General features: G+C 37.6%; 12 protein-coding genes. 8 read left to right on the plus strand and 4 right to left on the minus strand.

The window, feature by feature from the left end; all coding sequences use genetic code 11:
- Window position 1: 1 nt before the first annotated feature.
- The 4 genes from G9H60_RS02640 (at window position 2) to G9H60_RS02660 (ending at window position 5,050) form a co-directional block, all read left to right on the plus strand.
- A complete protein-coding gene (locus G9H60_RS02640; RefSeq protein WP_223142561.1) occupies window positions 2–1,309 on the plus strand; it encodes an aminotransferase class V-fold PLP-dependent enzyme in 1,308 nt (435 codons plus the stop codon).
- An 80-nt stretch (window positions 1,310–1,389) separates the two neighbouring features.
- Window positions 1,390–2,523, plus strand: coding sequence for an acyltransferase family protein (locus G9H60_RS02650; protein WP_223142562.1), 1,134 nt, complete (start codon window positions 1,390–1,392; stop codon window positions 2,521–2,523).
- A gap of 152 nt (window positions 2,524–2,675) precedes the next feature.
- The gene (locus tag G9H60_RS02655; protein ID WP_394369769.1) at window positions 2,676–3,875 is read left to right on the plus strand and encodes a PQQ-dependent sugar dehydrogenase; all 1,200 of its coding nucleotides are present in this window, start codon (window positions 2,676–2,678) and stop codon (window positions 3,873–3,875) included.
- Between the two features lie 77 nt (window positions 3,876–3,952).
- Complete coding sequence (locus G9H60_RS02660) at window positions 3,953–5,050, plus strand: YncE family protein (protein WP_223142563.1); 1,098 nt, start codon at window positions 3,953–3,955, stop codon at window positions 5,048–5,050.
- Here the strand turns inward: G9H60_RS02660 and G9H60_RS02665 are convergent.
- Window positions 5,047–7,788 (minus strand): AsmA family protein, encoded by a 2,742-nt coding sequence (locus G9H60_RS02665; RefSeq protein WP_223142564.1) that lies wholly within the window; start codon window positions 7,786–7,788, stop codon window positions 5,047–5,049. The two genes, G9H60_RS02660 and G9H60_RS02665, sit on opposite strands and share 4 nt — an antisense overlap.
- Before the next feature lie 137 nt (window positions 7,789–7,925).
- Between G9H60_RS02665 and G9H60_RS02670 the strand changes: the two genes are divergently transcribed.
- From G9H60_RS02670 to G9H60_RS02685, 4 genes are all read left to right on the plus strand, one after another.
- Window positions 7,926–8,753 carry a M48 family metallopeptidase gene (locus tag G9H60_RS02670; protein ID WP_223142565.1) on the plus strand — a complete coding sequence of 276 codons (828 nt, stop codon included), beginning with the start codon at window positions 7,926–7,928 and terminating at the stop codon, window positions 8,751–8,753.
- 103 nt (window positions 8,754–8,856) lie between these two features.
- Window positions 8,857–9,588, plus strand: a complete 732-nt coding sequence (locus G9H60_RS02675) for a DUF3575 domain-containing protein (protein WP_223142566.1) — start codon at window positions 8,857–8,859, stop codon at window positions 9,586–9,588.
- A gap of 79 nt (window positions 9,589–9,667) precedes the next feature.
- On the plus strand, window positions 9,668–10,834 hold the full coding sequence (locus tag G9H60_RS02680) for a sialidase family protein (protein ID WP_262899927.1): 1,167 nt from the start codon (window positions 9,668–9,670) through the stop codon (window positions 10,832–10,834).
- A gap of 23 nt (window positions 10,835–10,857) precedes the next feature.
- On the plus strand, window positions 10,858–11,925 hold the full coding sequence (locus G9H60_RS02685) for an alkaline phosphatase family protein (protein ID WP_223142567.1): 1,068 nt from the start codon (window positions 10,858–10,860) through the stop codon (window positions 11,923–11,925).
- Window positions 11,926–12,111: 186 nt separating this feature from the next.
- Here the strand turns inward: G9H60_RS02685 and G9H60_RS02690 are convergent, their stop codons facing one another.
- The 3 genes from G9H60_RS02690 to G9H60_RS02700 all read right to left on the minus strand — a co-directional run bounded on the left by G9H60_RS02690 (window position 12,112) and on the right by G9H60_RS02700 (window position 15,406).
- The gene (locus G9H60_RS02690; RefSeq protein WP_223142568.1) at window positions 12,112–13,092 is read right to left on the minus strand and encodes a PorP/SprF family type IX secretion system membrane protein; all 981 of its coding nucleotides are present in this window, start codon (window positions 13,090–13,092) and stop codon (window positions 12,112–12,114) included.
- Between the two features lie 4 nt (window positions 13,093–13,096).
- The gene (locus G9H60_RS02695) at window positions 13,097–13,630 is read right to left on the minus strand and encodes a gliding motility-associated C-terminal domain-containing protein (RefSeq protein ID WP_223142569.1); all 534 of its coding nucleotides are present in this window, start codon (window positions 13,628–13,630) and stop codon (window positions 13,097–13,099) included.
- Between the two features lie 813 nt (window positions 13,631–14,443).
- A complete protein-coding gene (locus G9H60_RS02700) occupies window positions 14,444–15,406 on the minus strand; it encodes a PorP/SprF family type IX secretion system membrane protein (RefSeq protein ID WP_223142570.1) in 963 nt (320 codons plus the stop codon).
- Window positions 15,407–15,414 lie beyond the last annotated feature (8 nt).

Raw genomic sequence — 15,414 nt, forward strand, 5'->3', positions numbered from 1 at the left:
TATGACTAACCGAAGAAAATTTGTACAATCCCTAGGCCTGATGAGTAGTGCCTTTTCAGTTTCAAGTCTATTCCAACAAAACCATGCGGCTGATTTTAAGCGCATCTTGGAAACTAAGCAGCATCTTTCTCCTGCTGCATTGGCGGAAGACGAGGATTTTTGGGCATTTGTACAACAAGGATACACAACCAGTCCCAACATCATCAATTTAAACAATGGGGGAGTGAGTCCAAGTCCTAGGATTGTTCAAGAAGCAGTAGAACGTTACAATAAATTATCCAATGAGGGTCCATCGTATTTCATGTGGCGTGTTTTGGATCAGGGACGTGAACCTTTGCGGGATAAATTAGCCGAATTGGCTGGATGTGATAAGGAAGAAATTGCCATCAACCGAAATGCAACAGAGGCATTAAATACGGTGATTTTCGGTTTAGATTTTAAAGCAGGAGATGAGATTATTGGGACCAAGCAAGATTATCCGAATATGATCAATGCTTGGCGACAAAGAGCTCAGCGAGATGGAATTGTTTATACCCAATTGAGTTTTGATTTTCCCATTGAAAATGATGCCCAGATAGTAGATGCTTTTGAAAAAGCCATTACTCCTAAAACCAAATTGCTTCACATTACCCATATCATCAATTGGGTGGGGCAAATTATGCCGGTTGCTAAAATCTGTGCCATGGCGAAAAAACATGGTATAGAAGTGCTGGTTGACGGCGCCCACACCTTTGGATTGTTGGATTTTAAGATTCCAGATTTAGGATGTGATTATTTTGGCACTTCATTACATAAGTTTTTATCCGCGCCTATTGGTTCAGGTATGCTGTGGATTAAGAAAGATAAAATTGAGAAAATTTGGCCTTTGGTATGTAATGATAAGCCGAGGGGAACAGATATACGTAAGTTTGAAACACTTGGAACCCGAAGTTTTCCCATCGAACAAGGCATTGGGGAGGCCATTAATTTTCATAATGCGATTGGCTCAAAAAGGAAGGAAGAACGTATCCGTTATTTGAAAAATTATTGGACTACACAAGTAAAAGATGTGCCTGGGGTAAAGATTCATACTTCTTTTAAGTCGGCCTATTCTTGCGCCATTGCTGGTGTGAGTATTGATGGAATGACCATTGCAGAGCTGGATAGTGCTTTATTTACCAAATACAAAATCCATACCGTGGGTATAGTTTGGGAAAATATCTCTTGCGTTCGTGTAACTCCACATGTTTATACTCGACTGAAGGATTTGGATAAAATGGTATATGCCATCAAAGAATTAGCCGCACTAGCAAAAACAAAGAAATCATAAGTAAAATGGCTTGAATTAGCCCAATTATTATTGATTTTAGCCATTTTATATACCTTTGTGAATTATCTAAACCTAATTATATGTCTACCCTACCTCATTTAGATCAAAATAGTTTAAGCTCCAATCGCCTATATTCATTAGATGCCCTACGCGGTTTCGATATGTTTTGGATCATGGGAGCTGATGAAGTTTTTCATACCATGTTTAAGGCTACCGATTCTCCTTTTTGGGGTTTCTTGGCACATCAGTTCTCACATCCAGCCTGGCATGGCTTCCGTTTTTATGATTTAATTTTTCCTCTATTCTTGTTCATGGCTGGTGTGGCTACCCCTTTTTCTTTAGGGAAAGAAATTGAAAAAGGTAAAAATCGGGAACAATTATTGCTGAAAGTGATTAAACGAGGATTAATTCTAGCCGCTTTAGGTGTCGTCTATAATAATGGATTGGAAATTAAACCGATTGAAGAAATTCGTTTTGGGAGTGTGTTGGCCCGCATAGGTCTAGGCTATATGTTTGCAAACATCATCTATTTGTATACCAAAAAACCAACGATTCAAGCAATTTGGTTTGGTGGAATTTTGATGTTTTATTATTTGCTATTGAAGTTTAATGCTGCACCGGGTTTTCCTGCAGGAGATTTAAGTCAGGAAGGTAATTTTGCCTCCTACATGGACCGATTAATCATGCCAGGTCGATTGTACAAAGGGAATCATGATCCAGAGGGATTAACTTCTACCATACCAGCTATTTCAACAGGCTTATTAGGGATTTTAACAGGTAATTACCTGAAAAATGATCCAAGTGAAGGGGTTCAAAAGACAAAACGCATGGCCATGTTTGGTGCTTTGTTCATCGTGTTGGCTTTGATTTGGAATATCGATTTCCCTATTAATAAGAACCTCTGGTCTAGCTCTTTTGTCTTGATGGTAGGTGGTATTAGCTTATTACTTTTGTCCTTATTTTATTATATCATTGATGTCAAAGGCTATCAAAAGTGGTCGTTTTTCTTCCGTATCATCGGCATGAATTCCATCTTGATTTATATGTCAGGCGTATTTATTAATTGGGAATACAGCACAGACAGTATTTTTCATTGGTTAGGCCAATTGCTGGGAGATCCATTTAATGCCGTGGCTATGGCGATTTGCTATACAGGTATCAAATGGTATTTCTTGTATTTTATGTACCAGAAAAAAGTATTCCTGCGGGTCTAATATGTATATACGTATAGTTGCTGATAGGAATTTTAATCGATTTCTGTAACTTGAAAAATATTGAAACTATTCATCATTTCCCTTCTACGATTACCATGAAAAACTTTAAAACAAGTATGAGCCAATTTACTTTGGCAACATTAGCCTTGGGCATGTTAATGTCGAACAAACCCGCGGCCAAAATGCTAGCGGATGAGTCGGCCGTTAAGGTGCCAGCTGGATTTAGTACCAAGATTGTAGCTACAGATTTAGGTGCCACACGCCATTTAACCGTGGCTAATAATGGGGATATTTATGCCAAATTATCCAAGTTTAAGAATGGCAAGGGTATTGTTCATTTGCGAGATACCAACCAGGATGGAGTAGCAGATGAAACCAATTATTTCGGTGATTTTGTGGGTACAGGAATCCAAATCCATAATGGCTTTTTATATGCGTCCTCAAATTCGGGTGTCAACCGTTTTAAAATGAACGATAAATTGGAAGTGGTAGATAAAGAGCACTACGAAAATATTGTGAGTGGATTAATTGACAAAGGTCGTGATAATGCCAAGCCTTTTGTCTTTGACAAGCAATCCAATATGTATGTAACGATTGGTTCTTGGAACGATGCTTGTCGTGTACCCGGTACAGGTCAAGGTATGGTCCCATGTTCTGTTTTGGATTCAGCTGGAGGTATTTGGAAATACAAAGCAGATCAACTAGGTCAGAAATTTCAAGATGGAAAGCGATATGTCACAGGATTGAAAAATGCAGTAGGTATAACTTGGAATACCAAGACCAATAGCTTATTTGCAACTTCACATGGACGAGGATTCTTCCATGATTTTTACCCTCAATATTATACTCCCAAGCAAAGCGCTGAGATTCCAGCGGAATGTTTGTATGAGATTCATGAAGGTGATGATGGGGGCTGGCCAATCATTTATTACGATCAATTTCAAAGTAAGAAAATCTTAGCTCCAGAATACGGTGGCGATGGAAAGAAAACAGCAGGAGAAAAAGCAATTAATCCCAAAGTGGCTTTTCCAGCGCACTTAGGCCCGAATGATGTTTTATTTTATACAGGAAATCAGTTTCCTGCTAAATATAAAAACGGTGCGTTTGTCGCTTTTCATGGACAAAATTCTGAATTGAAAAAAGGATATTTTGTGGCTTTTGTGCCATTTGTGAACAATAAGCCATCAGGTAAATGGGAAATCTTTGCTGATAATTTTTCAGGAATAGATTTAGCCAAACCAACGGGCCCAGTGCAACACCGTCCTTGTGGTTTAGCACAAGGTCCAGATGGTTCTTTGTATGTGGCGGATGATTTGGGAGGAACAATCTTCAAAATCACTTACAAGAAATAAGTAATTATGATTTAATTTGACAATGAAATGAGATGGACAAACAATGTTTCATCTCATTTTTTTTAAACCTAAAACCTATGAAAACTATTCGTTTTATACTGCTATCTATGATGAGCTTCGCACTAGGCTTTTCTTCAGATGCACAAATCAAAACCAAGCGTTATCTCTATGTGGCTACTCCAGGAATAAGAGATTATGTGGGATATGGCGGACATGGAATATTGGTCTTTGATGTCCAAAATAAGCATCGATTTGTCAAACGAATTAAAACCCAAGGTTTACATCCGAATGGAAAGCCCTCTAATGTGAAGGGGATAGCTGTTAGTATTCCATTAAATAGTATTTATGTGAGCACTTTGGAGTCATTGCAACGCATTGACTTAGCTACAGAAAAAATTATTTGGGAAATACCTTTTGTGGGAGGTTGTGATCGTATGTCGATTTCACCTGATGGTAAAACCATGTATTTACCTTCTTTAGAAAAGGATTTTTGGAATGTGGTAAATTGTGAAACGGGAGTCATCATTCAGACTTTGAAGGGCTTTAAAAGAGCGCACAATACATTGTATGGTTTGTCGGGGCAATATGTTTATTTGGCTGACATAGGTAATCCTTGGTTGTATCAAGTGGATGCTCAAAAACATACCTTGGTGCAGAAAATAGGACCATTTGCGAATTTTGTAAGACCATTTACTGTCAATGGAAAGGAAAGTATTGGCTTGGTTACGGTGGATAGTCTTTTGGGATTTGAAGTTGGAGATTTAAAAACAGGCAAAAAATTGGCGAGTTTGGTTGTGGAAGGATGGAATAAAGGGCCTGTTCGTAGGCATGGAAATCCTAGTCATGGGATAGCATTTACACCTGATGAAAAGGAAATTTGGTTATGCGATGGATTTAATATGCGTTTGCATGTATTTCAAGGAAAAGCGCCATATCAGCAGTTGACGAGTATTCCATTGAAAGATATGCCCGGTTGGATTAGTTTCTCCATGGATGGTAAATACGCTTATCCTTCCAGTGGGGAAGTAATTGACCCAATTACTAGAAAAGTATTGTACCATTTGGAGGATGAACAGTACAATTACGTTTCCAGTGAAAAATTAGTGGAAATTGAGTTTCAAGAGAATAAAGCCATTCGGGCAAGTGATCAGTTTGGTAATGGAAAGGTTCGTTAATTTTGACGAGCTTTTTCAATCAATTCTTGCGCTTTTTGATCCGCTTCTTCCAATAGGGCATCTGCTTTCCGATCGGCCTCTTTTTTGAGTCTTTCAGCAATTTTTTGGGCAGCAATTTTAGCAAATGGATTCTTGGCTTCTTCCACCAAACGGTCGGCATTAGCATAAGCTTCTTGTCTCAATTTCTGAGATAGAGCTTCTGCTTCTTTTTTCAAGACTTCAGCCTTCGCTTTGGCTTCATCCAATTGCTTATTAATCTGTTGTTTCGCTTCTTGTTTTACCAATTCCTTGGCTTGAGTGGTCACAGATGCATTGCTATTCGTAGTCTGGGAATTGATGATATTTACTTTAAATTCGGGCTTTTGGACAGTACCACTCACCGTTATTTGCATTTTTAGGGCTTGTTGGATTTTCTCCAGATTTAGATTGGGATTTAATTTGGCTAATTGCTGATTCAAACTAGCAGCTACTCCAGATTGTAAGGATTTAGCAGGAATATCCGTTAAGATAGTATATGCCAAACTTTGGTCTAATCCGTTGGAACCATTGACGTGGAATTTGGTCAAATTCGTTTGCACTTCAAAGGGTTTGAATTGAAGTCTTCCTTGTTTAATTTGAAAATTGAGATGCGTGGGTTTTAACTCCAAATTTTTCAATTGATTCCACTGAGTCAAACTTAGTAGTTGATTGAAGCTGGCCGAATTTTTCAAATTGAAATCCACCAAATCCATGTTGCCTACGGCTGTCGTACTCATGATATTGGGAGAGAAATCGGGATTCAAAGAGCCAGCATAGGTAAAATCAACATCCACTTTTCCTTGAGCAGCGGCAGCAATTGGAGCAAATTTTTGTACTAGGCTAAAATATTTATGAGCTTCTTGTATGTTTAAATGTTGGATGGAGAAGGCAAATTGTACCAATGGATTTTGGCTCTCCTGTAGATTGATGGACCCCTTTGATTTCCAAGCGGCATTGGCCAATTGAAAGGACAAACCCTCTAGGGAAAGTATTTGGTCAGCAACACGCATTTTTCCTGCTGCTTGACTTATGACTAAATCTTTGAAAAGTAATTTGTCAATGTTGGATTGAATCGTGAAATCAACGTTTTTAGGGATTTTCAAATCCGCCGATGAAGAGGTAGAAGCCGAAGTATTACTTCGGCTGTTCTTATCCGTATTCCCACCTCGGTTCTGCATCCATGGGTTTAAATCCACTAAAGGCGATTTCAAGCTTAAATTTCCTGTGATTTTATCATTTTTCAAGAAGTAAAGGACATAGTTTTGTAAGCTACCACTGGCATAAAACTGGGTATTAGCAAGTTTTGCCGATATGTTACGAATAATCAAAGATTTTGGGTTAATACTTGCTGTGGCTTCTTGGATACGAATGTCTTGTTTTGTCTCACTGTTAGTATATTGTATTTGATGCGCATTAAAATACCCACTAGCTTTCCCTTGGGCTTGCTTAAATGCTTGTACATAGCCATCCAATTGTATGTCACTTTGAATGGTACCGCTCATTTGAGTATTTTTTTGTGGGATTATTTTTGCAATTTCTCCCAAATTCAAAACGCCTTTTAGACTTGCAGTAAGGTAAGGGTTTGAAACAGGTGTTTTTAAGAACAAACTAGCTTGTATAGGCTGCTTGTTCATGTATAATTGCAATTTTTTTAAGTCAACAAGGGTATGATCTGGGATCCCATCCGGATTATCAATGTGCAAATCGAGTTCCATTTGTTTAACGCCAACTGGGACCTTCGCATAGCTAAACGCACCTTTTGAAATACGTAAATCCATCCCAAAACCGGGCATAGATTGACCATTCATTTTACCTTTGGCATAACCATTGAGAGCAAAATCACCTGATGCTTGAAGATCTTGGAATGAGTTTTGGTAAAGTAGAGGTACCAAAGATAAGAAATCTTTTAGGGGAGATTTCAAGGCATGGAATTTGATATCCATATCAATAGAAGTATCGGGCATAGCCACCCAAGCATCAAAATGAATGGGTAAATCGTTCAAAAATAGATCATTGTTTTTAAACGCAAATTCCATTTTTGAGAAATTCATTTCAATAGGAGCTTCAAGTTTACTTTTCACTTCAGATAGATAGGTTTTTCCTAAGAATTCTAGACTTAGTTTTTCAACTTCTGTTCGCGTTTTTAGTGTAAAAATGTCTTGTGAAAAATCACCGGAACCTTCATGATTCAATTGTATTAATTGAGTTGAAAAACCCCTCATTTCGTCGGTGTAGTGAATGTCAGCATCTATGAATTGATAATGTTCTAAGGAAATCCTCGTGTTTTGATTGGATTTTGCTTGTGGGCTTTCTGAAGGACCTGCTTGGTAAATATCCCAATTCATTTTTCCATTGGGCAAGATATGTAAGTTCAGCTTCGCCTTTTCAATCATCACATCTTGTATGTCAATTTGGTGGTCCAATAAATAGGCAAGAGGGGCAATTTGTATTGTCAGCTTCTGTATTTGTGAAAGGGTATCGTTTTTAAATTCGTTTTTCCCAATAATGGAACTGTTTTCCACCTCAATACTTAGGCTAGGGAAGTGGCGTAAAAGGCTAATGGAGGCATCTTCAAATTGGAATTGTGCTTGAAGCTTCTCATTGGCAGTTTTGGTGATTAAGTCCTTGATTTCATTTTTATATAACAAGGAAATCCCCATCGCAGCTAGGATGAAAAACAAGGTAATTCCTAATAGAGCAAATAGGATTTTTTTTAACATGGGATGAAAGATTGCGGCGGTTTAATCTATTTTAAATGAATTTGGGATCGCAGTTGATTTAATTGGGTAAATCAGGAAGCATAACTTAAATTTACAATTATTTTCTGTGTGAAAACCATCTCCATTGTTTGATTTATATGAAACGTTCTATTCCAGTATACGGTATAAGTAGTCTAATTATTCTTTTTGGCACATTGTTTATGATTTCATGTGCTCAAAATGCCTTGACAGGTAAAAGTCAATTATCTCTGGTGTCAGAGCAGGAAATTCAAGCACTTTCTTTGACCCAATATCAAGAATTTTTAAAAACGAGTCAGGTTATTTCCCCTGCTAAAGATGCGCAAGCACAAATGGTACAGCGAGTGGGTAAGAAAATTACAGCTTCGGTGGAAGCTTATTTTGCAGAGAAAAATAACAAAGAATTTTTGAAGGGCTACCAGTGGGAATACAATTTAGTTAAAAACGATACGACCATCAATGCGTGGTGTATGCCAGGAGGTAAAATTGTCGTTTATACAGGAATCCTACCAGTTACTAAAAATGAAACGGCTCTGGCTTTTGTCATGGGTCATGAGGTTTCACATGCCTTGTTGCAGCATGGAAATAAGCGCATGAGTGAGTCCATGATTCAAGAACTGGGTGGTTCTGTTTTATCAGCGGCCATTTCTAGTAAACCGAAAGAAACGCAGGATTTATTTATGCGCGCCTATGGCATTGGAACGACATTTGGAATTATGTTACCCTTTTCTCGTGAACAGGAATTAGAAGCAGATAAATTTGGTTTAATGTGGGCTGCCAAATCGGGATATGACCCATCTGAAGCATCAGCCTTTTGGGAGAGAATGCAAAAATCAAAATCTGGGGAGGCTCCACCTGAATTTTTAAGTACTCACCCTTCTGATGCCACTCGAATTCAAAAAATTAAAGAGTATCTACCTGAGGCTTTGAAATATTATAAAAAATAAAATTCAATCATATATTTCTCTGTAATTCAAGGAATTATCATTAATTTATTGAATGAAATATGAAGTCCAAGGGCTTCATTGAGCGTATTAACAATCAACCTACATGAAAAAAATTGCCTTTGTTTTACTTTTACTCCCTACTATTTTATTAGCTCAAAAATCTTCTAAAAATAGCATTAAAATTAACTTGAGTTCACTTTTACTGAGGAACTATAATTTTACTTATGAGCGTAGTTTAAGTAAACACATGTCATTTTCTCTCGGATTCAGAACTATGCCCTATGGTGATGTACCAATGGAAGGCACCATTTCGGAACAAATAGATGATAAATCGATCAATCTTTCCCGATTGAAACTGGGTAATATAGCCATTACCCCTGAAATCAGGTATTATTTTAGCAGCAAAGGGAATCAAGGTTTTTATGCGGCTCCCTATGCACGTTATTTAGTGTATGAGTTGACAGCCCCTATCACTGTGGTAGACAAAACCAGTGGCCAATTGATGCAAGTAGATCGTGATTTTAAAGGAAAAATTACCTCCATGAATGGAGGTTTGATGTTTGGCATCCAGTATCCCATTTGGAAGAATCGAATGGTATTTGATTTTTGGATTGTTGGTGCTCACTTTGGAACGAGTTCGGGTATTTTAACTGCAGAATTTAATCCTGCATTGACCACCAATGAGCAAGCCGTTTTACAAAGGGAGGTGGATAATTTGGATACTTCGCCATTTAAATCTGTTGGAAAGGTGACAGCTAATTCGGCTCAAATTAATACAGAAGGACCTTGGTTGGGTGTTAGAGGACTAGGGATAAATTTGGGCTTTAAGTTTTAAATTTAACCAAAGCTTAATCTATCCTTCCTTTCAAATTGCCTTTTTACAAGTAATTTAAATCCAAACCTTAATAGAAAACATGAAAATTCCTTTTTGGGGAACAGGCCTTTTTGTATGCTGGTTTTTGATTTCCAGTTCATTAGCTGCTCAAGTTCCCGGTGTAGTCATAGCCCACAGTCCTGCTTCCAGCGGCCAGTACATTGGCTCCCCTAGTATTTGTATTTTGTCCAATGGAGATTATTTAGCCTCTCATGATTTTTTTGGACCTAAATCTACCGAACATAGTTCCGCAGTTTCTCACGTGTATTTATCGAAAAATAGGGGTAAGTCTTGGACAAAGATTAGTCAAATTCAAGGGCAATTTTGGTCCAAGCTTTTCGAATTGAATGGCAAGCTATATATCATGGGAACCAATAAGCACCATGGAAATACCATCATTCGGAATTCATTGGATGGGGGATTTACTTGGTCAGAACCTGTGGATGCGGAACATGGACTTTTAATAGAAGGAGAGTATCATTGTGCGCCCATGCCATTCTTGGAACATAATGGTCGACTATGGAGAGCCATGGAAGATGCTATGGGGCCGATTAAAAAATGGGGGAAAAGGTATGGTACATTCATGATGTCCATGCCTTTGGATGCTGATCCTATGTTGGCAGCTAGCTGGACTAAGACCAATGTTCTTCGCTATGATTCTACCTATTTAAATAATCATTTTGGCGCTTGGATTGAGGGAAATGCGGTATTAGACCCGCAAGGGCAGGTTTGGAATATTCTGAGGGTGGATAATAAATCTACCATGGATGAATATGCGGCTATGGTTAAGATAAGTGCAGATGGCAAAGAGTCTAGTTTTGATCCTGAACATGGTTTTATTCGCTTTCCGGGAGGGGCTAAAAAGTTTAGTATTCGCTTTGATCCGAAATCAAAAAAATATTGGACACTGTCAAATGTGATTCCAGATACTACTAAGGTCAAGCATTCAGGGAAAAACCCGGCATCATTTAGAAATACGTTAGCTTTATGTTTCTCTGGTGATTTAAAGAATTGGGAGGTGAAGCAGGTGATTTTTCAGCATCCAGATGAAATTAAACATGGATTTCAATATGTCGACTGGCAATTTCAAGGTAATCATATTGTGCTGGCTTGTCGGACTGCCTATGACGATGAAGATGGCGGTGCGCACAATAACCATGATGCTAATTTTTTGACCTTTTATCGAATTAAGCGTTTTAGGAAATAACTCACCCATTTAATGATTTACATATGAAACAACTAGTTTGTTTAGTAGTGGTTTTCTTTACCCAAATCGAGTTTAGTTTAGCTCAAAAATCTTCAGATAATCGGGTGATTGTGATCACAACAGATGGATTACGTTGGCAGGACGTGTTTAAAGGCATGGACACCAGTATAGCCAAAAAGAAGATGTATCACCATGGTGATAGTTTAGCCATTTTCAATCAATTTTGGGATGATGATTTGGCTGTTCGTAGAAAGAAATTAATGCCATTTTTATGGGGAGAATTAGTTCAGAAAGGCCAAATACATGGAAATAGGACTTTAGGTAATCAAGTAGATGTGGCTAATCCACATTGGTTTTCCTATCCTGGTTACAGTGAGTTGCTGACAGGACAAGTGGATACAGCCATTAATTCCAACGATTATAAACCCAATCCTAATACTAATTTTTTTGAGTATTTAAATCAATTGCCCAGCTATAAGAACCAAGTGGTGGCTTTTGGTGCTTGGGACGCCTTTGACCGTATATTAAATGAAAAGAGGGCAGGTTTTCCTGTTATAAATGGATATGATGTTTATCCTGAATTGAATAAGGATCCTCAGATGAAATTAATTTCGGATATGTTGAGTCAATCCTTTCGGGTTTTTGGTGATGTAGAAAGTCAAGATGTATTCATTCATTTTCAGGCTATGCGCTATTTAAAGACTAAAAAACCCAAGGCCATGTATATTTCCTATGGTGAAACAGATGAGTTCGCACATGAAGGTGCTTATCAGCATTATTTAGGGGCAGTGCATCATTTTGATGCTTGGTTGAAAGAGATATGGGATTTCGTGGAATCGGATCCCTTATATCAAGGTAAAACAACCATCCTCATCACTACGGACCACGGTAGGGGAGATATTCAAAAAGATCAATGGAAGTCACATGGTAAAAAGGTTCAAGATTCCCATGAAATTTGGTTTGCTATGCTGGGTTCAGGGGTGAAACCTATGGGTGAGGTGAAACAAGGAGCGCAGGTATATCAAAAAGATTTAATTCATCTGTTGGCAGATAAGCTTCATCTTAACTTTAAAAGTGAGCGAAAGGAATAAGGAAAATAGATTCTATGATTGGAGAATAAAAAAGAGCTCAGGGTTTAAAACCTGAGCTCTTTTTTATTTTGTTGATGAAGTGAACCCTGAACTGATTCTGGTTCAGGATATGTTTAATGGATTAATTTAGGTGTAAAAAAAGCTCTGGGTTTAAACCCAGAGCTATAATATGTATTGTTGATGTAGTTATTTTACGGCAGTGTCGCTAGCAGGAGCTACTACTTCTTTTTTGAAGAAGGAGAATCTCAAGGCGATTTCGTGAGTCTGAGTGCTCACTTTACTGATATTCGAGATAGGTAATTCATAAACATAACCTAAATAGATTTTTTTAGAAGCTTGCATACCTAAACGTAGACCGTAGCTGTCTTGGTGGCGGTAGCTCAATCCGACATCTAATTTTTCTTTGATTTGAGCATTCAAATTGATATCCCAGCTTAAAGGCACATCGGCTGCAGCTCTTAACAAGGTACTTGGATATAAATTGATGTTATTTCCCATTTTAATTTTGGTACCTACCATGGTGTAGAAATAGTCTACATCTTTATAAGCTCCACTAGCTGCACCAAAATCGTATTTAAATACACGAGGCTGAGAAATGCTGAAGAATAAACCATCTCCTTTGCTGAAACGTAGACCCCAACCTGTATTGAATTTTAGTCCAGTTGAAATATCTTGTGCAAACAAGGCATCGTTTGGATTAACAAGGCGAATGGATGACCAATTTAATGCTAGGCTTGAAAAACCTCCACGAATACCGCCAGACATTCTCCATTTATCATTCAATGATACGTGGTAAGCGAAATCTGCACCGATATTGGTTGTTTTAACGGGACCTGCTTGATCCACCATGGCTAAAAATCCTAAACCCTTCTTTTCTCCCCATTTAATGTTCGCTGTAGCGGCAATTGTTTTAGGCGCTCCCTCTACACCAATCCATTGTTGTCTGTTAATGAATACTACTTCTGAATTTTCTGTAGATCCAGAGTGCGCAGGAGTAATGATTTGAGGATTAAAGCGGTACAAATTGTACATACTCTCAATTTGAGCATGTGATGAATAACTCCATGAAAGTAAAATTCCCAAAAGGAGGTAAGCAAGGGCCAAGCGGCCCCAGCTTTGCCTTTTTTGATCTACTCTCAGTTTAATATGTATATAATTATAGAACATTGTTTTACTTTACTGCTAATCTGTTGATAAGTACGTATGTCGATATGTTTTCCTTTTGGCCATAAAAATCTATTACATAATAATAGATGCCATCAGGAAGTAATTTGCCATCGCTAGTTGATTCTGAGGTAAGGTATTCTCCTCCCCAATCATTGGAATAGTTTTCTTTTTCGAAAACCAAATTTCCCCAGCGATTAAAAATGCTTAGCTTATTCTTAAGCCCTAAGATTCCGTCAATGACTAATTTGTCATTTTTCCCATCTCCATTGGGTGTAATTCCCTGAGGAATAATGCCAATGGCTTCCATGTCTTCGGTGCGGAACTTGTTTTTATCACCAGTAGGAATGACAAACTTGCCTTTGAGGCTAGAATCTGCCGACATACTCGTAATTACTGTAGAAAAGCTAGATGAAATACGTTCTGTTGCAAGAAGCTCCGTAGTCGACACACTACATCCAACAATCATCAAAAACGAACACGCTTTTGATATCGGTGAAGATAGAAGTGAAATTGACTTAGAGTTGAATGTTAAATTCATTTAATCTTAATTAGAACACGTTTAAAATTTCAAAAGCTGGATTCTTTAACAGAAGTTCAACAACCGCATCATGTTGATGTGCTGTTGGTTGAATTTGTTTTAAATTTTGTTTAAAACAAACAAGCCAGATTTTTGCGGAATTAAAGTTTTCTGTAGTATTAGTACAGAATAGCCGAACCGTGAGTTAAGCTGAGAGATAGATTTTTTCATATTAATTTAGAACATGTAGAACACCAAACCTGAACGAAGTCCTATACCTCTGTTTCGATTTGCTTTACAAATGTACTTCAAAGCGTTAATTTAAAAAATAGAACATCGTTAATATTTGTTCTTAATTTTAAATTAAAAACAAAGTTCTTCTCCTGCACTCTGTATGGCCCTTTTGTGTGTTTTTTGATTTTAAAAAAATACGATTAGCCTTTGGCTGTATGGGATTTTTCACGAGGACTTTTACTTGTTTATTTGATAAAAATTTAAGCTTTTCTTTACAAATCAAGTAAAAAACGCCCCCATTTGCCTCCATTTGGGCTTTTATTTGGCCTGATTTCAAGCAGAATTTACCTAATATCAAGCAGGAAGCTATGTAAAGTTAATTTAAAATTGCGAATTTATATCTTTTGCATTTAGGGTATTTTGTGCCATTTTTTTAATGAAAAATAGTTTACACGACATCTATTTTAGATATATTTCAAATTTACAGAGAAAATGAAGCATTGCTTTTAGCTTTTCATAAGTAGAAGGCATAAAAAAAAGCTAGATCAAATATTAACCTAGCTTTCCACTTTTCGTTCTCTAATCTACTGTCTTGAATATCTATTTCGTTTCCAAGCTATTTTTCTTGTTAAACGTAAATCTTAATGCAATTTCATGGGTTTGTGTAGTTACCTTACTAATAGCTGAAATAGGTAACTCATATACGTAACCAGCATATAGGTTTTTTGTTGCTTGGAATCCTAAGCGAATACCATAGCTATCTCCTTTGCGGTAACTAAAGCCTAGATCAAACTTATCATGGATGTGGCTATTGACGTTTAAATCATAGCTCAAAGGAACATCTGTCGCTATACGAACTAATGCACTAGGATATAAGGTGATTTGTGATCCTAAGCGAACTTTTGTTCCAACCATCGTGTACAAGTAATCCACGTCTTTGTAGCCTCCAGATGCAGCGCCGAAGTCATATTTCAATACCCTCGGTTGTGATAGACTTAAGAATAGACCATCACCTTTGGAGAAGCGTAATCCCCAACCAGTATTGAATTTTAAGCCACTTGAAATATCTTCTTGGAAGTTATCATCACCACCATGAGTTAAGCGAATTGCTGACCATTGAATGGTTAAATTGGAAAATCCTCCACGGATACCTCCGGACATAGTCCATTTGTCGCTCAAAGGAACATGGTATGCAAAATCAGCACTGATTGCAGTGGTTTTAATAGGACCTGCTTGATCCATTAAAGCGACTACACCTAAACCTTTGTTTTCACCCCATTTGGAATTTAAGCTAGCAGCAAAAGTCGTTGGTGAACCTTCAAATCCTGTCCACTGGCGACGGTTTATCACCGTGATGTCAGAAACATCTGAAGACCCTACGTGTGCAGGTGTGATGATTTGAGGATTGAAACGATATAAACTGTACATAGTTTCAATTTGTCCTTTTGATTCATGGGTGAAAACACCCAATAACATCGCTACAAGGATGGCCATCAACATGCCCTGGAAAGGCATGTTGTTTGGCTTCGTGATGTTGAATTTATTATTTTGATTCGTATTCATTTTTCTTT

Source organism: Aquirufa aurantiipilula (assembly GCF_019923745.1).
Classification (GTDB): domain Bacteria; phylum Bacteroidota; class Bacteroidia; order Cytophagales; family Spirosomataceae; genus Aquirufa; species Aquirufa aurantiipilula.